The organism is Curtobacterium sp. MCBD17_035, from assembly GCF_003234815.2.
Lineage (GTDB): Bacteria > Actinomycetota > Actinomycetes > Actinomycetales > Microbacteriaceae > Curtobacterium.
Window position 1 is genome coordinate 2,253,843 of the sequence record NZ_CP126279.1, and the last position, 23,375, is coordinate 2,277,217.

At 70.7% G+C, this 23,375-nt stretch carries 23 protein-coding genes; 8 read left to right on the forward strand and 15 right to left on the reverse strand.

The genetic code is table 11. The features are described from left to right. Positions 1 to 18: 18 nt before the first annotated feature. Complete coding sequence (locus tag DEI93_RS10600) at positions 19 to 960, forward strand: hypothetical protein (RefSeq protein ID WP_284158409.1); 942 nt, start codon at positions 19 to 21, stop codon at positions 958 to 960. A gap of 95 nt (positions 961 to 1,055) precedes the next feature. Here DEI93_RS10600 and DEI93_RS10605 read toward each other — a convergent pair whose 3' ends face one another. The 10 genes from DEI93_RS10605 to DEI93_RS10650 form a co-directional block, all read right to left on the reverse strand. After that, complete coding sequence (locus tag DEI93_RS10605) at positions 1,056 to 1,328, reverse strand: PTS sugar transporter subunit IIB (RefSeq protein WP_111009516.1); 273 nt, start codon at positions 1,326 to 1,328, stop codon at positions 1,056 to 1,058. Then, positions 1,325 to 1,777: a PTS sugar transporter subunit IIA gene (locus DEI93_RS10610; RefSeq protein ID WP_111009515.1), complete on the reverse strand. Its 453-nt coding sequence runs from the start codon at positions 1,775 to 1,777 to the stop codon at positions 1,325 to 1,327. Before DEI93_RS10610 ends, DEI93_RS10605 begins: the two co-directional genes overlap by 4 nt. After that, a complete protein-coding gene (locus DEI93_RS10615) occupies positions 1,774 to 2,889 on the reverse strand; it encodes an adenosine deaminase (protein ID WP_111009514.1) in 1,116 nt (371 codons plus the stop codon). Before DEI93_RS10615 ends, DEI93_RS10610 begins: the two co-directional genes overlap by 4 nt. 10 nt (positions 2,890 to 2,899) lie before the next feature. Next, the gene (locus DEI93_RS10620) at positions 2,900 to 4,192 is read right to left on the reverse strand and encodes a thymidine phosphorylase (RefSeq protein WP_111119262.1); all 1,293 of its coding nucleotides are present in this window, start codon (positions 4,190 to 4,192) and stop codon (positions 2,900 to 2,902) included. Continuing rightward, the gene (locus tag DEI93_RS10625; protein ID WP_111119261.1) at positions 4,189 to 4,659 is read right to left on the reverse strand and encodes a cytidine deaminase; all 471 of its coding nucleotides are present in this window, start codon (positions 4,657 to 4,659) and stop codon (positions 4,189 to 4,191) included. The genes DEI93_RS10620 and DEI93_RS10625 overlap by 4 nt, the downstream gene beginning before the upstream one ends. Positions 4,660 to 4,724: 65 nt before the next feature. Then, entirely contained in the window at positions 4,725 to 6,014 is a 1,290-nt protein-coding gene (locus DEI93_RS10630; RefSeq protein WP_111026204.1) for an ABC transporter permease, read from the reverse strand. Then, the gene (locus tag DEI93_RS10635) at positions 6,011 to 7,327 is read right to left on the reverse strand and encodes an ABC transporter permease (RefSeq protein ID WP_111119260.1); all 1,317 of its coding nucleotides are present in this window, start codon (positions 7,325 to 7,327) and stop codon (positions 6,011 to 6,013) included. Before DEI93_RS10635 ends, DEI93_RS10630 begins: the two co-directional genes overlap by 4 nt. After that, complete coding sequence (locus tag DEI93_RS10640) at positions 7,324 to 8,844, reverse strand: ABC transporter ATP-binding protein (RefSeq protein ID WP_111009509.1); 1,521 nt, start codon at positions 8,842 to 8,844, stop codon at positions 7,324 to 7,326. Before DEI93_RS10640 ends, DEI93_RS10635 begins: the two co-directional genes overlap by 4 nt. Positions 8,845 to 8,983: 139 nt before the next feature. Beyond that, on the reverse strand, positions 8,984 to 10,057 hold the full coding sequence (locus DEI93_RS10645; RefSeq protein WP_111009508.1) for a BMP family lipoprotein: 1,074 nt from the start codon (positions 10,055 to 10,057) through the stop codon (positions 8,984 to 8,986). 203 nt (positions 10,058 to 10,260) lie between these two features. Beyond that, positions 10,261 to 11,373: a mannose-1-phosphate guanylyltransferase gene (locus tag DEI93_RS10650; protein WP_111009507.1), complete on the reverse strand. Its 1,113-nt coding sequence runs from the start codon at positions 11,371 to 11,373 to the stop codon at positions 10,261 to 10,263. Between the two features lie 227 nt (positions 11,374 to 11,600). Between DEI93_RS10650 and sdhC the strand changes: the two genes are divergently transcribed. Genes sdhC through DEI93_RS10675 form a run of 5 tightly spaced genes read left to right on the forward strand, consistent with a single transcriptional unit; the run spans position 11,601 to position 15,850 of the window. Continuing rightward, positions 11,601 to 12,074 carry a succinate dehydrogenase, cytochrome b556 subunit gene (sdhC, locus tag DEI93_RS10655; protein ID WP_111119259.1) on the forward strand — a complete coding sequence of 158 codons (474 nt, stop codon included), beginning with the start codon at positions 11,601 to 11,603 and terminating at the stop codon, positions 12,072 to 12,074. Positions 12,075 to 12,088: 14 nt separating this feature from the next. Then, positions 12,089 to 12,535 (forward strand): succinate dehydrogenase, hydrophobic membrane anchor protein, encoded by a 447-nt coding sequence (sdhD, locus tag DEI93_RS10660; RefSeq protein ID WP_111009505.1) that lies wholly within the window; start codon positions 12,089 to 12,091, stop codon positions 12,533 to 12,535. A gap of 34 nt (positions 12,536 to 12,569) precedes the next feature. Next, positions 12,570 to 14,393, forward strand: coding sequence for a succinate dehydrogenase flavoprotein subunit (gene sdhA / locus DEI93_RS10665; protein WP_111009504.1), 1,824 nt, complete (start codon positions 12,570 to 12,572; stop codon positions 14,391 to 14,393). Position 14,394: 1 nt separating this feature from the next. Beyond that, positions 14,395 to 15,171 (forward strand): succinate dehydrogenase iron-sulfur subunit, encoded by a 777-nt coding sequence (locus DEI93_RS10670; protein WP_111009503.1) that lies wholly within the window; start codon positions 14,395 to 14,397, stop codon positions 15,169 to 15,171. Between the two features lie 22 nt (positions 15,172 to 15,193). After that, positions 15,194 to 15,850 carry a TNT domain-containing protein gene (locus DEI93_RS10675; RefSeq protein ID WP_111009502.1) on the forward strand — a complete coding sequence of 219 codons (657 nt, stop codon included), beginning with the start codon at positions 15,194 to 15,196 and terminating at the stop codon, positions 15,848 to 15,850. Between the two features lie 37 nt (positions 15,851 to 15,887). Here the strand turns inward: DEI93_RS10675 and DEI93_RS10680 are convergent, their stop codons facing one another. The 5 genes from DEI93_RS10680 to ptsP all read right to left on the reverse strand — a co-directional run bounded on the left by DEI93_RS10680 (position 15,888) and on the right by ptsP (position 21,995). Beyond that, positions 15,888 to 16,829 carry an NADP-dependent oxidoreductase gene (locus tag DEI93_RS10680; protein WP_111009626.1) on the reverse strand — a complete coding sequence of 314 codons (942 nt, stop codon included), beginning with the start codon at positions 16,827 to 16,829 and terminating at the stop codon, positions 15,888 to 15,890. A gap of 218 nt (positions 16,830 to 17,047) precedes the next feature. Beyond that, entirely contained in the window at positions 17,048 to 18,199 is a 1,152-nt protein-coding gene (locus DEI93_RS10685; RefSeq protein WP_111119258.1) for a mannitol-1-phosphate 5-dehydrogenase, read from the reverse strand. After that, positions 18,196 to 18,633: a PTS mannitol transporter subunit IIA gene (locus DEI93_RS10690; protein ID WP_111009500.1), complete on the reverse strand. Its 438-nt coding sequence runs from the start codon at positions 18,631 to 18,633 to the stop codon at positions 18,196 to 18,198. Before DEI93_RS10690 ends, DEI93_RS10685 begins: the two co-directional genes overlap by 4 nt. 88 nt (positions 18,634 to 18,721) lie before the next feature. Next, positions 18,722 to 20,281, reverse strand: coding sequence for a PTS mannitol transporter subunit IIBC (locus tag DEI93_RS10695; protein WP_181435169.1), 1,560 nt, complete (start codon positions 20,279 to 20,281; stop codon positions 18,722 to 18,724). 58 nt (positions 20,282 to 20,339) lie between these two features. Continuing rightward, a complete protein-coding gene (ptsP, locus tag DEI93_RS10700) occupies positions 20,340 to 21,995 on the reverse strand; it encodes a phosphoenolpyruvate--protein phosphotransferase (protein ID WP_111119257.1) in 1,656 nt (551 codons plus the stop codon). A 227-nt stretch (positions 21,996 to 22,222) separates the two neighbouring features. On the opposite strand from ptsP, the gene DEI93_RS10705 reads away from it, so the two are divergent. Then, positions 22,223 to 22,993, forward strand: coding sequence for a DeoR/GlpR family DNA-binding transcription regulator (locus DEI93_RS10705; protein ID WP_111026212.1), 771 nt, complete (start codon positions 22,223 to 22,225; stop codon positions 22,991 to 22,993). 97 nt (positions 22,994 to 23,090) lie between these two features. Beyond that, a complete protein-coding gene (locus DEI93_RS10710) occupies positions 23,091 to 23,363 on the forward strand; it encodes an HPr family phosphocarrier protein (protein WP_111009497.1) in 273 nt (90 codons plus the stop codon). The last annotated feature ends 12 nt before the right edge of the window (positions 23,364 to 23,375 follow it).

Genomic DNA, 23,375 nt, shown 5'->3' on the forward strand with positions numbered 1-23,375 from the left:
CCCGGCACACTGCTCGACATGGACGAGCTCGAGATCCTCGAAGGTGGCACGGCTGATCCGTCGGGCGACCGCGGCCGACGGCTGCTGCGAGCAGTTGAGCGCGGTAGAGCCGTGCGCCTCGCTCCCGGCCGCTTCGTCGCGGAGCCCGGGTGGAGCGCCTCGACACCCGCCGCGCGGCATCGCGCTCGGCTCCGCGCGGTCCTCCCGACCGTAGCCGAACGGCTGATCATCTCGCACGCGTCGGCGGCCGCCGTTCATGAGCTCCCGTGGGTCGGCGAGTTCCCGTCGGTCGTCACGTTCCTCGACCCCGAGCGACAGACCGGACAGCGTCGTACCGGAGTTCGCAAAGTCGGCGCCGCCGGCCGTGTCGTGTCGATCGACCGCTGGTGTGGCGCGCCGGTGACGGCCCTCGCGGTCACCGCTGTGGACATCGCGCTGGAGCCCGATCGACGCTCATCGCTGATCGTGCTGGACGCAGTCCTCCGTCGCGGCGTGCGCTCCGCGGACCTGACCCGAGAACTCCAGGATCGACCCACTCCGCGCGCTGTCCGGAGAGCGGGGGATCTCGTCGCGTTGGCCGCCCCGGAGGCCGAATCACCGGGAGAGAGCGCCACTCGGCTGCTGATGCACGACCTCGGCGCCCCGACTCCGCTCCTCCAGGCCCGGTTCACGGACGCCCGCGGAACGATCGGCATCGTCGACTTCTGGTTCCCGGACCAGGGTGTCATCGTGGAGTTCGACGGCCTCGTGAAGTACCGCTCGCCCGCGGTGCGTGCCGGGAGGACACCGGAGCAGGTGGTCATCGAGGAGAAGCGCCGCGAGGATCGTCTCCGATCGGTACCGGGTGTCCGGGCGGTCGTGCGCTTCGTCTGGGCCGACATCATGCCCGGCGGAGCCGCACCCGCCGTCCTCGCACGCATGGGATTGCTCCCGTCGGTGGGCCGCGCGCGCCGCGGTTGAACCGCCGACATCCGATCGAGCCGCGACACGTGGGGGTTCAAACGGAAGGAGCCGGTGCAATCGCGATCAGACGAGCGGGAGCGACCCGGCCGCGGTCAGCCGAGCGCTCGCTCGACCGCGGCCGAGATCTCCTGCTGGTCGAAGTGGTTCCGGATGACGATGACCTCGGCGTAGGTCCGTCCGATGGCCTCCACGAACTCCTCGCTCGTCAGGATGACCTGCGCGTCAGCCGCGACGTCCCGCACCGAGGCGACGTCGGCCGCGACGACGTCGGCGTCGAGCCCGAGGTCGGCGAGCGCCCGCTCCGCGTTGACCTTGAGGATCCCACTCGAACCGATACCCGCACCGCAGATCGTCACGATCTTCATGCCGTCACCCCCATGATCTGCCGGACCTCGTCCGGGCTCTGCGCCGCCGCCAACCGATCGGTCACGGAGGCGTCGTTGAACAGGTTCGCCAGGGCGCCGATGGAGTCGAGATGCCCTCCGACGGACGCCACGGCGAGCCCGAGCACGACCCGAACGGGGTCGTTGTGCGGATGCCCGAAGACCACCGGTGCGGCCAGGGTCACCACGGCGAGACCGTCGCGGTGCACCTCAGGACCCGGTCGGGCGTGCGCCAACGCCAGCCCGGGCGAGATCACGATGTACGGGCCGTGCTCCTCGACCATGGCGACCATCGACCGGCCGTAGGAGGGGTCCGTCGCTCCCGATGCGGCAAGCGCTCCGCCCGCGAGACCGATGGCCGCGCGCCAGTCCGCCGCCGTCTCGTGGATCACGACGGCGCTGTCAGGGAGCGGCGGGAGCGTGGCGGTCATGCCTCGGCGTGACCCGTGGTGATCGTCGCGATGATCTCCTCGCGGTCCTCGAGGGGCAGGAACGCTCCGAGCGCGGCGTTGATCTGGAACGCCGCGAGGTCGTCGAGGTCGTACCCGAACGTCGCGGCGAGGAGCGCGAGCTCCTTCGACAACGACGTGTCGCTCATGAGCCGGTTGTCGGTGTTGACCGTGACCCGGAACCCGAGCTGGTACAGCGTGTCGAACGGGTGGTCCGCCAGGTCGTCGCCCCAGGCCGCGATCGCCCCGGTCTGCAGGTTCGACGACGGCGACACCTCGAGCGGGATCTCACGGTCCCGCACCCACGACGCGATCTCGCCCAGGGCCGCGAGGGCCGAGCCGTCCGTGTCGGCGTCGGTGATCTCGACGTCCTCGAACACGCGGACGCCGTGCCCGAGCCGCAGCGCACGACCGTCGAGCAGCGCCGATCGGATGGAGTCGAGCCCCGCCGCCTCGCCGGCGTGCACGGTGACGGGCATGAACTGCGCCGCCAGGTAGTCGAACGCCGCACGGTGCCGCGATGCGGGGAAGCCGTCCTCGGCGCCCGCGATGTCGAAGCCGACGACCCCGTGGTCACGGTGCCGCACAGCGAGTTCCGCGATCTCGAGCCCGCGGTCGGCGTGGCGCATCGCGGTCACGAGCTGGCCGACGCGGATCCGCCCGCCAGCGGCGTCCACGGCTTCCTCGATGCCCTGCTGCACCGCCTCGACGGTCTGGTCGAGCGTCAGACCGCCCTGGAGGTGCTGCTCGGGCGCCCAGCGCACCTCGCCGTACACGACACCGTCGGCCACGAGGTCCTCGACGAAGTCCCGCGCGACACGCGTCAGTCCCTCGCGGCTCTGCATGACGGCGGTCGTGACGTCGAACGTCTTGAGGTACTCGACGAGCGACCCGGAGTTCGACTGGTCCGCGAACCAGCGCCCGAGGTCGTCCGGGTCGGTCGTCGGCAGGGACACCCCGGCCGCGTCGGCGAGCTCGACGATGGTCGTCGGGCGGAGGCCGCCGTCGAGGTGATCGTGCAGGGACACCTTGGGCAGGTCGTTGATCACCGCCCCGCCGTCCGGGAGCCGGTAGGTCTGGTCGGGGGCGCTCATGCCCCCAAGGCTACCGGCCGATGCGCTCCCGCACGATCGAACCGCGCTCCGGCGCGGTGTCCCCGATCCCCCAGGCGCCCTCGAGCGCATCGAGGGCCCGGTCGAAGCGCGCGGGCTCGTCGGTGTGCAGCGTGAACAGGGGCTGCCCCGTGGTCACGGCGTCGCCCGGCTTCGCGTGCAGCTCGATCCCGGCGCCCGCCTGCACCGGGTCCTGCGCGCGCGCACGACCGGCACCGAGCCTCCAGGCCGCGATGCCGAACGGCAGCGCCTGCTGCTCGGTGAGCACGCCCGAGCGCGGCGCGGTGACGACGTGGGTCTCGCGAGCCGTCGGGAGTGGCGCGGACGGTTCGCCGCCCTGCGCGGCGATCATCCGACGCCAGGTGTCCATCGCTCGTCCGTCTGCGAGCGCGGCGGCCGGGTCGGCGTCGGGCAGGCCTGCGAGCTGCAGCATCTCGGTCGCGAGCGCGAGCGTCAGCTCGACGAGGTCGGCCGGACCGCCGCCGGCGAGGACCTCCACGGACTCACGGACCTCGAGCGCGTTGCCGATGGTCCGGCCGAGGGGGACGTCCATGTCCGTGAGCAGTGCCGTGGTGGCGACGCCGGCGTCCTGCCCGAGTTCGACCATCGTGCGGGCGAGGGCCCGGGACTGCTCGATGTCCTGCAGGAACGCGCCGGACCCGAACTTGACGTCGAGGACGAGCGCGCCCGTCCCCTCGGCGATCTTCTTGCTCATGATGCTCGACGCGATGAGCGGGATGCACTCGACCGTGCCGGTGACGTCGCGGAGCGCGTACAGCTTCTTGTCCGCCGGCGCGAGTCCGGACCCGGCCGCGCACACGACCGCACCGACGTCGGCGAGGACCTCACGCATCCGGGGGTTCGACAGCGAGGCCTGCCAGCCGGGGATCGACTCGAGCTTGTCGAGGGTGCCACCGGTGTGCCCGAGTCCACGGCCGGACAGCTGCGGCACGGCGACGCCGAACGACGCGACGAGCGGGGCGAGCGGCAGGGTGGTCTTGTCGCCGACGCCACCGGTCGAGTGCTTGTCCACCGTGACCTTGCCGAGTCCGTCGAACGACATGCGTTCGCCGGACGCGATCATCGCCAGGGTGAGGTCGCGCACCTCGCGCCGGTCCATGCCGTTGAGGAAGATCGCCATCGCGAGCGCCGCCATCTGCTCGTCGGCGACGTAACCGCGGGTGTAGGCGTCGACGAGCCAGTCGATCTCGGCGGTCGACAGCGTGCCGCGGCCCCGCTTCGTGCGGATGAGGTCGACGGTGTCGAACGGCTCCACGGCGGTCACTGGTGCTCCGCCCGGTAGGTCGCGAGGGTCCGCGGCCCGAACGCGCCCGGCAGGACCTCGTCCATCGTGCGGACGCCCGACACGGTCTCGAGCAGCATCCCGTCCGCGGAGTGCTCGAAGAGCAGCTGCCGGCAGCGCCCGCAGGGCATGAGCACGGAGCCGCTGCCGTCGACGCAGGTGAACGCGACGAGCCGGCCACCGCCCGTCATGTGGAGCTGGGACACGAGCGAGCACTCGGCGCAGAGCGTCACACCGTACGAGGCGTTCTCGACGTTGCAGCCGGCGACGACGCGGCCGTCCTCGGTGATCGCGGCGGCCCCGACGGGGAACGACGAGTAGGGCACGTACGCGTGGCCCATCGCCTCGGTCGCGGCCGCCCGCAGGGCGTCCCAGTCCACGTCGGCCGGGAGGGACGGGGCCGCCTCCGCCGCGTGAGCGGACTGGGTGGCGGGGTCGGTTGCGGACATGGGGTGTGCCTCCCGGCGGAGCAGGTCGCGGCCGATCGCTCCCCCTGGGGGGCGGCCGCGGTGGATCAGGACTTGATGTACGGCTTGCCGGACGCGGCTGGACCGCGGGACTGCCCGACGAGTCCGGCGACGGCGAAGATCGTCACGACGTACGGCAGCATGAGCAGGAACTGCGTCGGCACCGGCGAGTGGATCGCCGCGAGCAGGTTCTGCAGATTCGAGGCGAACCCGAAGAGCAGCGCGGCGAGCGTCGCCTTGATCGGGTCCCATCGACCGAAGATGACGGCAGCGAGGGCGATGTACCCGGCACCGGCCGTCATGTCCTTCGCGAACGGGCCCGCGTTCCCGAGGGTGAAGTACGCACCGCCGAGACCGGCGATCGCGCCCGCGAGCGAGACGTTCCAGAACCGGGTGCTGGTGACGTTGATGCCCACGGTGTCGGCCGCCTGCGGGTGCTCGCCGACGGCCCGGAGCCGGAGGCCCCAGCGGGTGGTGAACAGGCCGATCGTGACCGCGGCGACCGCGATGTACATGAGGTACACGATCACCGACTGGTGGAAGAACACCGGGCCGATGATCGGGATCGCGGAGAGTCCGGGGATCTCGATCGCCGGGAACCGCACGCCGACGTTGAGCGCCGTGTCGGTCGCGAGGACCTTGGAGTAGAGGAACCCGGTGAGGCCCGAGACGAACGCGTTGATGACGACGCCGACGATCACCTGGTCGACGAGGTACTTGATGCTGAACGCCGCGAGGATGAACGACACGAGCACCCCGGCGATCACCGCGGCGACGAGTCCGACCCACGCCGAACCGGTGATGCTCGCGACGACGGCGGACGCGAACGCACCGGCGAGGAACTGCCCCTCGATCGCGATGTTCACGACACCGACGCGCTCGGAGATGACACCGCCGAGCGAGCCGAAGATGAGCGGGGCGGACAGGCCGAGCGCGCCGACGAGCAGACCCGGGACGGGGATCGTCGAACCGGGCGAGGCCCACGTGAGGAACGCGATGACGAAGGCGATCGCGAACAGCACGGTCACCCAGGTCTGCACCTTCCGCGACCGTGCTGCCCGCCACGTGGCGTAGGCGGTCCCGATGGCGAGGAGGACGATGACGACGATGCCGGTCCCGGTCGCGGGGAGCGGCACGGCGGGCAGCTGCACGAGGTCGTGCGCCGACGCGAGCTCGAACGTGGACGTGCCGGGCTTGTGGAACACGCCGAACAGCACGAGTGCGAACAGCGTGAACACGCCGTACCCGATCGGTGCCTTCCAGCTCCGGATGGCCGTCACCGGACGGTCCGCGGCGGACGCGGCCGGCGCGGTGGCGTTGGGGGCGAGGACGCTCACGCGGCGACCGCCTTCCGCTTGGTGCGGCGAGCACCCGGCTGCGGGATCCGGAAGATCGCGCGGACGAGCGGCGGGGCCGCGATGAACAGGACGATGAGCGCCTGGATGACGCTGACGATGTCGATGGGGATGTTCTGGCTGGCCTGCACGTAGCTGCCGCCGGCCTTGAGCGCACCGAACAGCAGACCGGCCCAGAAGACGCCCCACGGCTTCGAGCGACCGAGCAGCGCGACCGTGATGGCGTCGAACCCGATGCCCGCGTCGATGCCCTGGTCGTACCCGCTGGTGACCGCGGCCTGCACCTGGTAGGCCCCGGCGATGCCAACGAGGGCCCCGGAGATCACCATGGCCCAGATCGTGATGCTGCCGACGTCCATGCCGGCGACGCGCGCCGCACGGGGGTTCTCGCCCACGGTGCGGAAGCGGAACCCCAGCGTCGACCGGTTCATGAGCCACCACGTGAACACGACGGCCGCGATGGCGATGAGGATCCCGATGTCGACGCCGGTCCCCTGGCCACCGATGAGCGTCGGGAGGACCGCGGACGGCAGCGTCGGCGACGACTGCGGGTTCGCGCTCCCGGGCGCCTGGAGCAGCCCCTTCGTGCCGAGGCCGTACTCGAGCAGGTACAGCGCCACGTAGTTGAGCATGATCGTGACGATCACTTCGTGCGCGCCCGTGCGGGACTTCAGCACGCCCACGATCCCGCCCCAGATCGCACCGCCGACGATGCCCGCGACGACCGTCAGCGGGATGTGCACGATCGCCGGCATGTGGAACGAGTACCCGAACCAGGCGGCGGAGGCGGCGCCGACGAGGATCTGCCCCTGGCCGCCGATGTTGAACAGTCCGGAGCGGAACGACACCGCCACCCCGAGGCCCGCGACGATGAGCGGCGTGGCGAAGTCGATCGTCGTCCAGAGCGACGCGATGCCCGACGAGAAGGTCGACTGGCCCGGGTCGTACACCGCGCCGTCGAACATGCTGAGGAACGCGCCGCCCACGCTGTGCCCGATCGCCACGAAGGTGTCGGAGGGCCGGGCGAAGAAGTAGCCCATCGCCGTCGTGACCGTCTTGTCCGTGATCGCGATGAGGATGCCGCTGGCGACGAGCGCCAGGACCACGGCCAACACCGTGACGAGGACCGAGCCGCCCAGGATCCCGCGCAGCGCCGCCGACCAGCGGTCCACGCCGCCGCCGTCGTCGGCGGTCTCGGTGGTCAGCGACGTGCCCGCTTCGAGGTCCTGCAGTCGGTCGTCGGTCTGGAGGTCCGGTTCAGCCGCCGTCGTCGGCGTCCGGGTGTCGTCGGTCATGCGGCGAGTTCCGTCCCGGCGGGGAGTTCCCCCGCCATCATGAGGCCGAGCACGTCACGCGGGGTGTCCGCCGGGACGATGCCGATGATGGTGCCGCGGTACATCACGGCGATGCGGTCGGCGAGCGCGACGACCTCGTCGAGCTCGGTCGAGACGACGATGACGGGAACGCCCTGGTCGCGCGCGGCGACGATGCGCTTGTGCACGAACTCGATCGACCCGACGTCGATGCCGCGGGTGGGCTGCGCGGCGACGAACAACCGGAGGTCGCGGCTCAGCTCGCGTGCGATGACGACCTTCTGCTGGTTCCCGCCCGACAGGCGTCCGACGGCGGTGGTCCGGCTCGGCGTCCGGACGTCGAACTCGGCGATCTTGTCGTCGGCGAAACGGTCGCGCTCGGCGGACCGGATCGTGCCCGCGCTGGCGAACTCGGACGAGGACGTGCGGTCGAGGATGAGGTTGTCGGCGATCGAGAACTCGGCGACGAGGCCGTCCTCTTGTCGGTCCTCGGGAACGAAGCCCACCCCGGCGTCGAGCACCTTCTTGACGCTCGCGTCGGTGATGTCCCGGCCGTCCAGGGTGATGGTGCCCGCGTGCACGGTCTCGAGCCCGAGGATGGCCTCGGTCAGCTCGGTCTGGCCGTTGCCCTGGACGCCCGCGATCGCCAGGATCTCGCCACGTCGGACCGAGAACGACAGGTCGTCGACGAGGACGTGGCCCGCTGCGTCGGTCACCGTGAGGTCGCGGACCACGAGGGCGTCCGCCCCGGGTGTGGCCGGGGCCTTGTCGACGACGAGCTCGACGCTGCGGCCGACCATGAGCGCGGCGAGCTCGGCGTTCGACGCGGTGGGCGAGGCCTCGCCGACGACGCGACCGAGCCGCACGACCGTGATGCGGTCGGCGACCTCGCGGACCTCGCGGAGCTTGTGGGTGATGAACACGATCGCCGTGCCGGCCTCGCGCAGCTGCCGCATGATCGACATGAGCTCGTCGGTCTCCTGCGGGGTGAGGACCGCGGTCGGCTCGTCGAACACGAGCACCGAGGCGTCGCGCGACAGGGCCTTGATGATCTCGACCCGCTGCTGGACGCCGACCGGCAGGTCCTCGACCTTGGCGTCGGGGTCGACGTCGAACCCGAAGCGCTCGGAGATCTCGCGGACGCGCTTGCGGGCGCCCGCGAGGTCGAGACGGCCGCCGAAGGTCGTGGGCTCGTGTCCGAGCATGACGTTCTCGGCGACGGTGAACACCGGCACGAGCATGAAGTGCTGGTGGACCATCCCGATGCCGGCGCGCATCGCGTCGCCCGGGCCGTCGAAGTGCTGCACCGTGTCGTCGAGGAGGATCTCGCCCTCGTCCGCCTGGTACAGGCCGTAGAGGACGTTCATGAGCGTGGACTTGCCCGCGCCGTTCTCACCGAGCAAGCAGTGGATCTCGCCCGGCTCGACGGTGAGCGAGATGTGGTCGTTCGCGACGAGGGCGCCGAAGCGCTTGGTGATGCCGCGGAGCTCGAGCTTCATGGGCCGGATTCTATTTCTCTCGGGAGTCGCGCAGGGGTGGGCGCGGGTCCGCTGGTGGAGGGCGGCGCCGCCGCGGTGGTCCGATGGCGGGCGCACGAACGCGGGCGGACGGCCGGAGCCGTCCGCCCGCGACGGGGTGTTACTTGACGTTCGACTGGGTCGCGACCTTGATCTTGCCGCTGATGATCCCGGCCTTGATCGTCTTCAGCTCGCCGGCGAGCGAGGAGTCGACCTTGGACGAGTAGTCGTGGAACGGGGCGAGCCCGACGCCGTCGTTCTTCAGCGTGCCGACGTACGGGGCGTTCGAGTACTTGCCCTTGCCCGCGGTCTCGACGACCGAGGTCGTGGCCTGTCGGATGCCCTTGAGGACGCTCGTCAGGGCGATGCTCTTGTAGCGCGGGTCCGCGGTGTAGAGGTCGCTGTCGGCGCCGATGAGGACGCTGCCGTTCTTGGCGTCGTTGATCGCCTCGGCCGCGGACTGGTAGATCGGGCCACCGACGGGGAAGATCACGTCGGCGTTCTGGTCGAGGAGCGACTGTGCCACCGACTTGGCCTGGGTGCCGGCCGAGAAGCCACCCGTGAACGAACCCTGCTGCGTCTTCTCGTTCCAGCCGACGACCTTGACGTCCTTGCCGTGCTGCTGGTTGTAGTACTGGACGCCGTCGTAGAAGCCGTCCATGTAGATGGTCACGGTCGGGAGCTTCTGGCCGCCGAAGGTGCCGACCACGCCGGTCTTCGAGTAGCTGGCCGCCGCGTACCCGCCGAGGAACGCCGCCTGCGAGGTGTCGAACGTGATCGGCTTGATGTTCTTCGACTGCAGGGTGTCGTCGATGATCGCGAAGTTCGTCTTGGCGTTCGACGCGGCGTTCGACTTCGTCGCGGCCTCGAGGTTGAAGCCGACCGTCACGATCAGGCTGCACTTCTGGCTGAGGAGGGTGCGGATGTTCGGGTTGTAGTCGTTCGAGTCGGTCGACTGCACCGTCTTCGGGGTGACGCCGAGCGACTTTGCCGCGTCCTGCAGGCCGTCGTAGCCGAGCTGGTTGAACGAGTGGTCGTCGAAGCCGCCGTTGTCCGAGACCATGCACGGCAGGAAGTCCGACTTCGAGCCCGACGCACTGGACGACGACGGGGCGGCCGAACAGCCGGCGAGCATCGTCACGGTGCCCAGCAGGGCCAGGCCGCCGAGCGCGAGCTTACGGGTGCTGAATGTCACGGGGTGTCCTCCACAGGGGTGCAGCCCGGCTCTGCGCACCGGGCGATCGGAAGGACAGTACACGACGGTCCGGCCGGTGCAGGACCGCTCCGGCCGGGGGCTGGGCACCGTTGCCCGATCGCGACGAACCTGTAACGCGCTCGTAACGCTGGTACCCCGGACGCGGGCACCGGGGTACCAGCGCGGACTCCGACGCGGCGTGGCTACAGCACGTCGTCGCGGCCGCTGATCTTGAGCGCGTCGACGACGCCCTTGACCCGCTGCGCGTTGGCGCTCGTCGTGACGAGCAGCGCGTCCGGGGTGTCCACGACCACGATGTCGTCGACGCCGATGAGCGAGATGAGCCGGTCGCTGTGGCTGACCACGATGCCGCTCGACGAGTCCGCGAGGATGCGGGCGTTGTCCCCGAGGACGGCGAGGTTGTGCGGTCGGCCGCCGGACTGCAGCTTGGCGAGCGAGGCGAAGTCGCCGACGTCGTCCCAGTCGAAGTCCCCGGGCACGACCGCCATGCGCCCGGCCGCCGCGGCGGGCTCGGCGACGGTGTAGTCGATCGCGATCTTCTTGAGTCGCGGCCACACCTGGTCGACGACGGCCCCGCGCGAGGACGTGTCCCACGCGGCGGCGAGCTCCTCGATCCCGGCGAGGAGTTCCGGTTCGCTCCGCCCGATCTCCTCGAGCAGTCGGTCCGCCCGGGCGATGAACATCCCCGCGTTCCACATGTAGGAGCCGTCTGCGACGTACGCGGTCGCCGTCTCGAGGTCGGGCTTCTCGACGAACGACTGGACGGCGTGGACGTCCTTCGCCGAGTCGACGTGGATCCGCTCCCCCGCGTGGATGTAGCCGAAGCCGATCGCCGGCTCGGTCGGGGTGATGCCGATCGTCGTGATGTAGCCGGCCTCGGCCGCGACCACGGCCTCCCGGACGGACCGGCGGAACCCGCGGACGTCACCGATCACGTGGTCGGCCGCGAACGAGCCGATGACGACGTCGGGCTCGCGGCGGCGCAGGATCGCGGCGGCGAGGCCGATCGCGGCGGTCGAGTCCTTCGGTTCGCTCTCGAGCACGACGTTGTGGTCGGCGAGACCGGGGAGCTGACGTTCGACGGCGGCGCGGTGCGCACGGCCGGTGACGACCATGATGCGTTGGTCGCCGCTCAGCGGGGCGAGGCGGTCCCAGGTCGACCGGAGCAGGGACGCGCCCGTACCGGTCAGGTCGTGGAGGAACTTCGGCGCGTCCGCCCGGGACAACGGCCAGAGTCGGGAGCCGATGCCACCGGCGGGGATGATGGCGTAGAAGCGCTCGAGGTCGTCGGTCATCCGGTCACCATATCGGCGGGGGCGGCACGAGCGGCAGGGGCACCGGCCGCCGGTCCGGGAGGCGCGGCCCCCGTCCCCGGATCGCCACGGCCCGTTCACGTGGTCACCCCCGGACGGCATGGCACGAGGAGGTCGGTGCCCGGCCGTAGGATGGTCCGTGTTCCACACGAACACGAACGGCAACGGCCGCCGATCGGCGGCCGAGCATCCCACGGGAGGGCGCGCTCATGGCCGAGCAGACCGCTGTGCACGACGAACCCGGTGGCGCGACGGCACTCGCGGCGCCGGTCGGTCCCACGTCGGCACCGACACCGCGACCACCGCGGGCCCCGTCGGGCACGCTCTACCGCGGCGGCGCCGGCATGTGGTCGTGGGTGCTGCACCGCATCACGGGCGTCGCGATCTACTTCTTCCTGCTCGTGCACATCCTGGACACGGCCCTCGTCCGACTCTCGCCCGCCGCGTACGACGCCGTCATCGGCACGTACAAGACGCCGATCATGAACCTCGGCGAGACCGGCCTCGTGATGGCGATCGTCTTCCACGCGATCAACGGCCTGCGCATCGTCGCGGTCGACTTCTGGAGCAAGGGACCGCAGTACCAGCGGCTCATGTTCTGGATCGTGGTCGGGATCTGGGTGGTGCTCATCGCGGGCTTCCTGCCGACCCAGATCATGAACCTCGTGGCCGACCTGCACTGAGCGGAGGAGATCCGATGACCACCGAGACCGTCGAGGCCCCGCGTTCCGCCCCGGCCGCCCGCCGCACCACCAACTGGGAGAAGTGGGGCTGGATCTACATGCGCGCGTCGGGGATCGTCCTCGTCGTGCTCATCTTCGGGCACCTGTTCATCAACATGGTCGCCGGGGGTGGCGTCAAGCAGATCGACTTCGCCTTCGTCGCCGGCAAGTGGGCGAGTCCGCTCTGGCAGGTGTGGGACACGCTCATGCTGTGGCTCGCGCTCATCCACGGCTCGAACGGCATGCGCACGATCATCAACGACTACGTCGGGCGACCGGCCGTGCGGCGCACCCTGCTCGGCGCCGTGCTCGTCGCGTGCGTCGTGCTGATCGCGCTCGGCACGCTCGTCTGCTGGACGTTCGACCCGTGCCCGGCGGGTGCCGCGGCCGCCGACCTGCCGTCGTTCTGCCCCGCGCACTGAGCTCCGCCCTCCTGACCACACTCGAGAGAAGTCCGTGACCGACACCACCGCTGCACCCACGAGCTCCGTCGTCGACGGGGTCCACCACCACCAGTTCGACATCGTCATCATCGGCGCGGGAGGCGCCGGCATGCGAGCGGCGATCGAGGCCGGCCCGCAGGCGAACACAGCCGTGATCTCGAAGCTGTACCCGACGCGATCCCACACGGGCGCGGCGCAGGGCGGCATGGCAGCGGCGCTCGCCAACGTGGAAGAGGACTCCTGGGAGTGGCACACGTTCGACACGATCAAGGGCGGTGACTACCTGGTCGACCAGGACGCCGCCGAGATCCTGGCGAAGGAGGCCATCGACGCGGTCATCGACCTCGAGAACATGGGGCTGCCCTTCAACCGGACGCCCGAGGGCAAGATCGACCAGCGTCGGTTCGGCGGCCACACGCGCGACCACGGCAAGGCGCCGGTGCGCCGCGCCTGCTACGCGGCGGACCGCACGGGCCACATGATCCTGCAGACGCTGTTCCAGAACTGCGTCAAGCTGGGCGTCAACTTCTTCAACGAGTTCTACGCCCTCGACCTCGTCATGGCCGAGGTCACGGGCGATGACGGCGTCACCCGCGAGCAGCCGGTCGGCGTCGTCGCGTTCGAGCTCGCGACGGGCGAGCTCCACGTGTTCCACGCCAAGGCGTTGATCTTCGCGACCGGCGGGTTCGGCAAGATCTACAAGACGACCTCGAACGCCCACACCCTCACCGGCGACGGTGTCGGCATCGTGTGGCGTTCCGGCCTGCCGCTCGAGGACATGGAGTTCTTCCAGTTCCACCCGACGGGCCTGGCGGGCCTCGGCATCCTGCTCACGGAGGGCGCCCGCGGTGAGGGCGCGATCCTCCGCAACGCCTCCGGCGAGCGTTTCATGGAGCGCTACGCACCGACCATCAAGGACCTCGCGCCCCGCGACATCGTCGCAAGGTGCATGGTGCAAGAGGTCGCGGAGGGCCGCGGAGCCGGCCCGAACAAGGACTACGTCCTGCTCGACTGCACGCACCTGGGGGCCGAGGTCCTCGAGACCAAGCTCCCGGACATCACCGAGTTCGCGCGCACGTACCTCGGTGTCGACCCGGTGACGGAGCCCGTGCCGGTGATGCCGACCGCGCACTACGCCATGGGGGGCATCCCGACGAACACGAACGCCGAGGTCCTGCGGGACAACGACACCGTGGTGCCGGGCCTCTACGCCGCCGGCGAGTGTGCCTGCGTGTCCGTGCACGGGTCGAACCGGCTCGGCACGAACTCGTTGCTCGACATCAACGTGTTCGGCAAGCGGAGCGGCAACAACGCGGCGGCGTACGTGCAGACCGCGGAGTTCGTCCCGCTCCCCGAGGACCCGGCGGGCAACGTGCGCCGCATGCTCGAGCAGCTGCGGGCCTCCACGGGCACCGAGCGCGTGGCGAGCCTCCGCAAGGAGTTGCAGGACGAGATGGACAAGAACGCCCAGGTGTTCCGCACGGACGAGTCGCTCGCCAAGGTGACGGCGACCATCCACGAGCTGCGCGAGCGGTACCTGCAGGTCTCCGTCCAGGACAAGGGCAAGCGGTTCAACACCGACCTGCTCGAGGCCGTCGAGCTCGGGTTCCTGCTCGACCTCGCCGAGGTCGTCGTGTTCTCCGCCCGGAACCGCAAGGAGTCCCGTGGCGGCCACATGCGCGACGACTACCCGAAGCGCGACGACGAGAACTACATGCAGCACACCATGGCGTACCTGACGGGCGATCCGCACTCCTCGCTCGCGGACGACCACATCACACTCGACTGGAAGCCCGTGGTCATCACCCGGTACCAGCCGATGGAGAGGAAGTACTGAGATGACCGACACGCTGGTCAGCGACGCCCCCGCGAGCCGCACCGAGGACCGCACCGCGCCTCCCGGCTCGTTCCCGGTGACCCTCATGGTCCGCCGGTTCGACCCGGACGTCGACACCGAGCCGCACTGGCAGGAGTTCGGCGTGATGATGCTGCCGACGGACCGGATCCTCGACGCCCTGCATCAGGTGAAGTGGGAGCAGGACGGTTCGCTGACCTTCCGCCGGTCGTGTGCACACGGTGTCTGCGGCTCGGACGCCATGCGCATCAACGGCCGGAACCGGCTCGCCTGCAAGACGCTGATCAAGGACCTCGACGTGTCGAAGCCGATCTACGTCGAGGCGATCAAGGGCCTGCCGCTCGAGAAGGACCTCGTCGTCGACATGGAGCCGTTCTTCGCCTCCTACCGCGAGGTCCAGCCGTTCCTGCAGTCGAAGTCCGCCCCGCAGAAGGGCAAGGAGCGCGTGCAGTCCGTCGCCGAGCGTGAGCGCTTCGACGACACGACGAAGTGCATCCTGTGCGCGGCGTGCACGTCCTCGTGCCCGGTGTTCTGGACCGACGGGCAGTACTTCGGTCCGGCCGCGATCGTCAACGCGCACCGGTTCATCTTCGACTCCCGCGACGACGAGGCGAAGGTCCGTCTCGACATCCTCAACGACAAGGAGGGCGTGTGGCGCTGCCGCACGACCTTCAACTGCACCGACGCCTGCCCGCGGGGCATCCAGGTCACCAAGGCGATCGCAGAGGTCAAGCAGGCACTCGTCCGAGGCCGCGCCTAGGACCGCTCGGTAGGCTCCGACCATGACCTTCGCGGACGTCCGCCCCACGCTCGATCAGCTCGGCTACACCGACCGGTACGTGGTGCTCCCCGGGGAGCACCCGCTCGACGAGCCGGTCGAGGGAGCCCTGCGGATCGTGCCGGTCGACGCCGCGTCGGCGCACGGGCAGGACTGGGCCCTCGAGGTCGTTGACTACGGCAACCCCCGCCGATTGGCCGTGGCCCGCAGTGAGGACGACGCGGTCGAGATGCTCCGGCGGTTCCTCAACCGTCCGTTCCCGCCGGCCCGCGACGTCCGGCAGTCCGAACTCGACGCCCTCCGCGATCGTGCGGGCGCCACGTACCCGCAGCTCGCCGCGCAGGCGCACGGCGCGGGCAACGCGGGCCTGACGATCCAGATCCCAGCCGGGATCCCCGTCGACCGCGTCGGCGGTCCCGACGGTTACCTGCTGCACCCCCTGGACACACCGCTCCCCGCTCGGTCACTGCCGCCGCACGCGATGCAGCGCCCGGACGTGCACCGCTACGTGACGGACCGGCCGTTCCTCGTGAACGTCCGGCTCGTGCAGCCCTGGTTCGACCAGCCCGGCGGTGCGTTGCGGTTCGCGATCGCCGATCCCGGGGTGACGGTGCGCGACCTCGTGGTCGATGGTTCGCTCGTCCGACTCCGGGTCGTCTGACCGCGACCGCCCCGCCGACCGCACCGAGGCGACCTGCTCAGGGGACGAGTGCGAGCTTGCCGCCCGGGTGGCCTTCCTGCAGGAACCGCAGCGCCTCGACGGCGTCGGCGAGCGGCCATGTCCGGGCGACCGGCACGACGAGCTCCCCCGACGCCGCCATGTCCACGAGCTGCTGCCGCACCGAGTCCCGGAAGGCGGCACTCTCGGGCTGCGCACCGCCCACGGCCCGGAAGCCGTCCTGCTGGGCACGACCGTGCGCCGCGATGGTCACGATGCGGTCGCGGTCGGCCACGAGCTCGAGCGACACGTCGACCGCCTCGTCGGTGCCGACACAGTCGATGGCCGCCGCGACACCCTCCGGTGCGAGCGCGCGCACCCGGTCGGCCAACCCCTCGCCGTACGCCACGGGCTCGCCGCCGAACCGCCGTACCGTCTCGGCGTTCGCCTCCGACGCGGTGCCGATCAGGCGGACGCCCCGCTGTCGCGCCTGCTGGAGCACGCTGACCCCGACCGCTCCGGACGCACCGTGCACGAGCACCGTGTCGCCCTCGCCCGGGTGGACGACCCGCAGCACGTCGGCCGCCGTCGTCCCGGCGAGGAACAGGTTCGCCGCCGCGGCATCGTCGAGGGTGTCCGGCGCCGCGAACACGTCGTGCGCCGGGACGGTGATGTCCGTCGCGTAGCCGCCGTCGACCCGGAACGCGATGACGCGGTCGCCGGTGCTCCCACCACCGGACGCGATCGTCGTCCCCGGTCCGATGGCGCTGATGACGCCCGCGACCTCGTACCCGATCCCCATCGGCAACTGGGAGCGGTCGGCGTTCGGACCGCCCTGGGTGTGCTTGTAGTCGGCGGGGTTGACGCCGGCCGCCCGGACGCTGATCGTCACCTCACCCGCGCGGGGCTCCGGCACGGTCGTCTCCACGAACTCGAACACCTCGACGCCGCCGAACTCCGGCGCGATCCACCGCTTGGCCATCCCGGTCCACTCCCGTCCGGTGTCGTCCGTCGGCACCGTCCGCGCCATCCAACGCCCGACGGCTGCACGGCGCCCCGGAGCCGGCCTGGAAGCGGGGCGGTCGGCGACCGCCCCGGCGCGCTTGGCGCAGACGACACGACGGCCGCCGGCCCGGGAGGGACGGCGGCCGTCGAGCTGGCCCGGTGCGGGCCTGCGTCGGTGCGGGATGCGGCTCCGCGTCAGGCGCGGACCGCGGCCACGCGGTCGATGAACGGTGCGAGGAACGGGTGTCCGGCCTCCAGACCGGTGATCTGCTGCGCGACGTCCGTGTCCGAGGCATCCGATCGGAGCAGGGCCTGGAGTTCGACGCTCTGCTCGTCGTCCGGGACGTCGAAGCGGAGCGCGGCGCCCATGGCGTCGAGCAGCGCGGTCGGCTCGACGCCCTCCTCGGCGAGGGCAGCCCCGGGCGACACGAAGCGCTCGTCGCGCGAGAGCTTGCGGAGCGGCTGCCGCCCGACCCGCGTCACCGTGTCGGGCAGGTGCGGGTTCTCGAAGCGGGCGATGATGGCCGTCACGTAGGCGCGGTGCACCTCGGGGTCGAGCTCGTGCCGACGGACGAGCAGGTCGCTCGTCTCGCCGAGCACGGACTCGAGGGCCGACCGGACCGCGGGGATCGCGATCGCGTCCGAGATCTTGTCCGCACCGGCGAGGTACCCGTGGTAGGCCACGGTCGCGTGCCCGGTGTTGACGGTGAAGAGCTTCCGCTCGATCGACGCGGCGAGCCCGTCGACGTAGTGCGCTCCGGGGATCGTGGGCTCCGTGCCGGCGAACGGCGTGCGGTCGATCGCCCACTCGAAGTAGGTCTCGACGGTGACGTCGAGGCCCGCGTCGGCCGGCTGTGCCGGGACGATACGGTCGACGGCGGTGTTCGCGAACACCGCCTTGGCGAGCGCCGCGTCCCGCTCGCCCTCGGGCAGTGCGTCGACGATGAACTCGCGGAGGCGGTCGGTCGCGTTGATCGCGTTCTCGCACGCCATCACGGCGAGCGGCGCTGTCCCCGGGTCGCGCTCGACGAGGCCGCGCGCGATGACCGGGGCGATGAACCGGAGCACGGTGGGCCCGACGGCGCACGTGACGACGTCGGCCGCGGCCACCTCGGCGACCACGCCGGCCTCGTCCTGAGCGCTGTTCACCGCGCGGAAGCCCGTCACGACGTGGTCCTGCGCACCGGCGCCGACCTCGTGCACCGTGTACGAGTCGGCGGCCGCGAGTGCGTCGATGAGCGGCGCGGCGACGTCGGCGAAGACGACCTCGTACCCGGCCTCGTGGAGCAGGAGCCCGACGAAGCCGCGCCCGATGTTGCCGGCACCGAAGTGGACGGCGACGCTCACTCGTTCACCTCGCCGAGGATCGCCATGATCGCCCCGGCGTCGGGTGCCTCGGTGAGCGCCTGCACCTGGTCCTCGTCGGAGAACACGATCGCGATCTTCGACAGGATGTCGAGGTGCTCGTTGTTGACGCCGGCGATGCCGACGACGAATCGCACCTCGTTGCCGTCCCAGTCGATGGGCGACGCGTAGCGGATGAACGACAGCGCGGACGTCTTGATGGCGTCCTTCGCCTCGTTCGTGCCGTGCGGGATCGCCAGGAAGTTGCCCATGTAGGTGGACACGCTCTTCTCGCGCTCGAGCATGGCGGGATAGTAGTCCCCCGTGACCGCACCGGCGGCCTCGAGGATGTCAGCCGCCTCCTTCATCGCCTCCGTCTTGGTCGGAGCGGTGTCCTCGGTGTGGATCCGGATCTGGCTCTCCTGCAGGACGGGCATCGGTGGTTCTCCTTGTTCGTGGCTGTGGGGCGGGGGAACACGTCGTCCGCGTTCCCCCGCCCCGTGGGTGTGGTGCCGTGTGGTGCGGTTACTGCTGCTTCAGCTGGTCGACGACCTGGTCGTACTGGGGCGCGTTCATGAAGTTACCGACCGACACGTGCTGCGCGTTCGGGTTCTTCTGCTTCGCCCGGTCGGTGAGCTCCTCCTGGGTGATGATGAGGTCCTCGTCACCCGAGAGGTTCGCGATCGCCTTGTTGACGACCGTGACGCCCTCGATACCGGCCTTCTTGATCTTGTTCCGCAGGACGCTCGCGCCCATGGCACTCGAGCCCATGCCGGCGTCGCAGGCGAACACGACGTTCTGGACGCGCGTGGCGGTGGTGGTGCCCGTCGCGGACCCGACGCCGCCGAAGGACGACTCGGTCTCCTCCTCGTTCGCCGGGGCGTTCGAGCCGAAGATGCCCGCGGTCGCCGCGTTGACGTCGCGGCCCTTGTTCGCCTGCATGCGGGCGAGGGCGTCGCTCATGTCGCCACCACCGGCGGCCAGGTCCCGCTTGCGGGTCGAGATGAGGAAGAAGGACGCGACGGCGCCGGACACGAGCGCCGACAGGACGACGGAGAGGATGACGCCGACGTAGCTGTCCCGCGAGGTGTTGAAGAGCACCGCCAGGATCGAACCGGGCGAGGCCGGGGCGACGAGACCGGACCCGAACGTGACGTTCGTGGCGACACCGGTCGCACCACCGAGGATGACGGCGATGAACAGGATCGGCTTCTGCAGCACGTACGGGAAGTAGATCTCGTGGATGCCACCGAAGAACTGGATGAGGATCGCGCCGGGAGCCGTCGACCGCGCGACGCCGACACCGAAGAAGGTGAAGGCGAGGAGGATGCCGAGACCGGGGCCGGGGTTCGCCTCGAGGAGGAACAGGATCGACTTGCCGGACTGCTGGACCTGCTGCGCGCCGAGCTGGTCGAGCACGCCGTGGTTGATCGCGTTGTTGAGGAAGAAGACCTTCGCCGGCTCGATGATGACGCTCGCGAGCGGCAGCAGGTGCGCGTGCACCAGCCACTCGACGGCGGCACCGAGGCCGTCCGCGATGCGGAGGAAGATCCAGGACAGCCAGAAGAAGCCGACCATGAACAACCCGAAGCCGAGGATGCCGGCCGCGTAGTTGTTCACGAGCATCTCGAAGCCCGGCTTGATCTTGCCGTCCCAGATGCGGTCCACCTGCTTGATGAGGTACGCGCCGAGCGGGCCGCAGATCATCGCGCCGAGGATCATCGTCGTGCCCGACGCGCCGAGGATGACGCCCATGGTGAAGATCGAGCCGACGACCGCACCGCGGATGTCGTAGACCATCCGGCCACCCTGGATCGCGATCGCGAGCGGGATGAGGTAGGTGAGGATCGGGCCGACTACGCCGACGTTCGCGACGCCGTGCGTGGTGCCGAAGCCGCCGAGGACGCCGACGGGAGTCCAGCCGGTCTGGATGAAGAAGGCGGTGATGATGCCCCACGCGATGAAGATCGCGATGTTCGGCATCACCATGCCGGAGAGGAAGGCGCCGAACTTCTGGACGGCGACCCGACCGCCGCCCCGCTTCTGTGCGGGGGCGCCGGTCGCTGCGACGGACGTCGTTGTCATGTGCGTTCTTTCTGGTGTGGGTTCGTGGGAACGGATCGGAGGGAACGGGACGGGGAGGTCAGACGACGTGCGCCGACGTCGCAGCGGCACGTGCGGCCGCGGCGGACGGGGCGGCGAGCGCGGCCCGGGCCATCTCGCGCGCCTGCTCGAGGGTGTGCTGGCCGAGTTCGGCGCGCACGTCCGCGAGGGCGGCGGGGGTCATGGAGAGCGTGGTGGCGCCGAGACCGACGAGGACGACGGCGAGCAGCGGGTCGGCCGCGGCCTCGCCGCAGATCCCCACGGCCTTGCCCGCGTCGCGCCCGGCAGCACCGAGCTGGGCGACGAGGCGCAACACCGCGGGGTGCCACGGGTCCTGGTAGGAGGCGACGGACCCGAGCAGCCGGTCCGCGGCGAGCGTGTACTGCGTCAGGTCGTTCGTGCCGACGGAGACGAAGTCCGCCTGCTGGAACACCTGCTCGGCGAGGAGCGCGAGCGACGGCACCTCGGCCATGACACCCGCGGTCCGGACACCGAGCTCGCGGGCCAGGGACACGAAGTACGCGGTCTCCTCGGCGTCCGCCACCATCGGCGCCATCACCCAGAGGTCGGCCTCGGTCTCGGCGTCGGCCTGGACGAGCGCGGTGAGCTGGTCACGGAGGACCGCCTCGTGGTGTCGCAGCGCCCGGAGGCCACGGCGACCGAGCGCGGGGTTCTCCTCGTCCTGATCGGTCAGGAACGACAGCGGCTTGTCCGCCCCCGCGTCGAGCGCGCGGACGACGACCTTCTTGCCGGGGAACACGGACAGCAGCTGCACGTAGGCCTGACGCTGCGCCTCCACGGTCGGTGCGGTCGGCGAGTCGAGGAACAGGAACTCGGTGCGGAACAGGCCGACGCCCTCGGCGCCGAGCGCGACGGCGCCCGCGGCATCGGCGGGGTTGCCGAGGTTCGCCAGGAGCGGCACGAGCGTGCCGTCGGCGAGCGCGCCGGGGGTGACCGGTCGGTCGGCCGCGGCGAGACGCTCGGCGATCCGGGCCTCCGTCGCGGTGACGAGGTCGGGATCGGGGTCGGTGACGACCACGCCGGCAGCGGCGTCGACGACGACCGTCTGGCCGTCGACGAGGTCCGCGGCGCCCTCGACGCCGACGATCGCCGTGATGCCCTTCGCCCGGGCGAGGATCGCGGTGTGCGAGGTGGGGCCGCCGTCGCTCGTGACGAGCGCGAGCACCTTGTCGAGGTCGAGCAGGGCGGTGTCCGCCGGGGCGAGGTCGCGCGCGACCAGGACGAACGGGGTGTCCGAGTCGGGCACGCCCGGTGCGGGCACCCCACGGAGCTTCGCGATGATGCGCTGGGACACGTCGCCGAGGTCGGCCGCCCGCTCCCCCATGTAGCCGCCCATCGCGGCGAGGATGTCCTGGAACGCGGCGAACGCGTCGTGCACGGCGCGCTCCGCGTTCGCGCCACCGCTGATCCGGGTGTGGACGTCGTCGAGCAGCGTCGGGTCCTGCGCCATGAGCGCCTGGGCCTCGAGCACGGCCTGGGCGTCGCCACCGGCGAGCGCGCCGCGCTTCGTCAGGTCGTCGGCGACCGCGGCCACGGCCTCGTGCACGGCGGCGTCCGCGGCCTCGACCGGACCGTCGAGCGGTGCCGACGACGGAGCGCCGAGGGGCTCGGGCATGCGCAGCACGGGTCCGAGCGCGACGCCGCGGCCCACCCCGGTTCCGGGCAGTTCGGACATTCGAGACTCCTTCATCTCATCGCGCAGATCAGGCGGTGCGGTGGGGCTGGACGACGGCGCACGGGCGGCGCGCTGCGACGACCATACATCGATTCCGATTGACAAACAAACAAATCCGGGGATAAAAATGCAGAAACAGATGCCCGTTTGCGTCTGACTCCCCCCGCCCCGGCCACTCGGGCCCCGGGGACGTCGGTCGATGCCCGTTTCGCCCACTCCGAGGTCCGATGTACGCACCAGAACGTCACCAGCGCATCGTCGAGCAGGCGCGCGCGCAGGGGCGGGTCGACGTCAAGGACCTCGCTGAACTCCTCGCGGTCACGCCCGAGACGATCCGCCGCGACCTCACGAGCCTCGAACGGCGCGGCCTCGTCCGGCGCGCGCACGGCGGCGCGATCCCGGTCGAGCGGATCACGATCCACGCGGGCGTGGGCGACCGCGGCGGCATCAACACGGCCGAGAAGATGGTGATCGCCGAGGCCGCGCTCGACGAACTGCCCGAGGGCGGCTCGATCATCATCGACGCGGGCACCTCGACCATCTGCCTCGCCGAGATGCTGCCGACCGACCGCGGGCTCACCGTCGTGACGCACTCGCTGCCGGTGGCGATGGCGGTCGCCACCCGGCCCGGGATCGACCTGCACTTCCTCGGCGGGAACATCCGGAGCGACTCCCTCGCGGGCGTCGGCACGTGGACCCACCAGCTCGTCGGCATGGTGAGCGTCGACGTCGCCTTCCTCAGCATCAACGGCATCACACCCGAGCGGGGCCTGACGACGCACAACATGGCGGAGGCCGCCGTGAAGACCGCACTCATCAAGGCCGCGCGGCGGAGCATCCTGCTCGCCGACCACTCGAAGTTCGGCCGCGAGGAGTTCGGGCGCGTGGCACCGCTCGCCGCGATCGACACGATCATCACCGACCCCGCGGTCAACCTCGACCTCGTGCGCGAGGTCGAGGCCGCCGGCACCGAGGTCTTCTGGCCCGGACGGGACTGACCCGTCGGGCGCGACCGTCCACGGCCACACCGGCCGCGCTCGCTACCATGAGGGCGCATCCACTCGGACCATGCGTCCGATCGAGACAGGAGTTCCGATGTCCGAAGCCACCCGCACCGTCACCGTCGCCAGCGGATCGGGGCTGCACGCGCGGCCCGCTTCGCTGTTCGTGCAGAACGTCACGGCGTCCGGTCACCAGGTCACGATCGCCAAGGGCGACAAGTCGGCCAACGCGGGCAGCATCCTCGGTCTCCTCGGGCTCGGCGTCGAGAACGGCGACGAGGTCACGCTCACGGTCACGGGCGACGACGCCGACGCGACCGCCGACGCACTCGTGACCTTCCTGCAGACCGACCACGACGCGGCCTGACCGCGGCCGCGC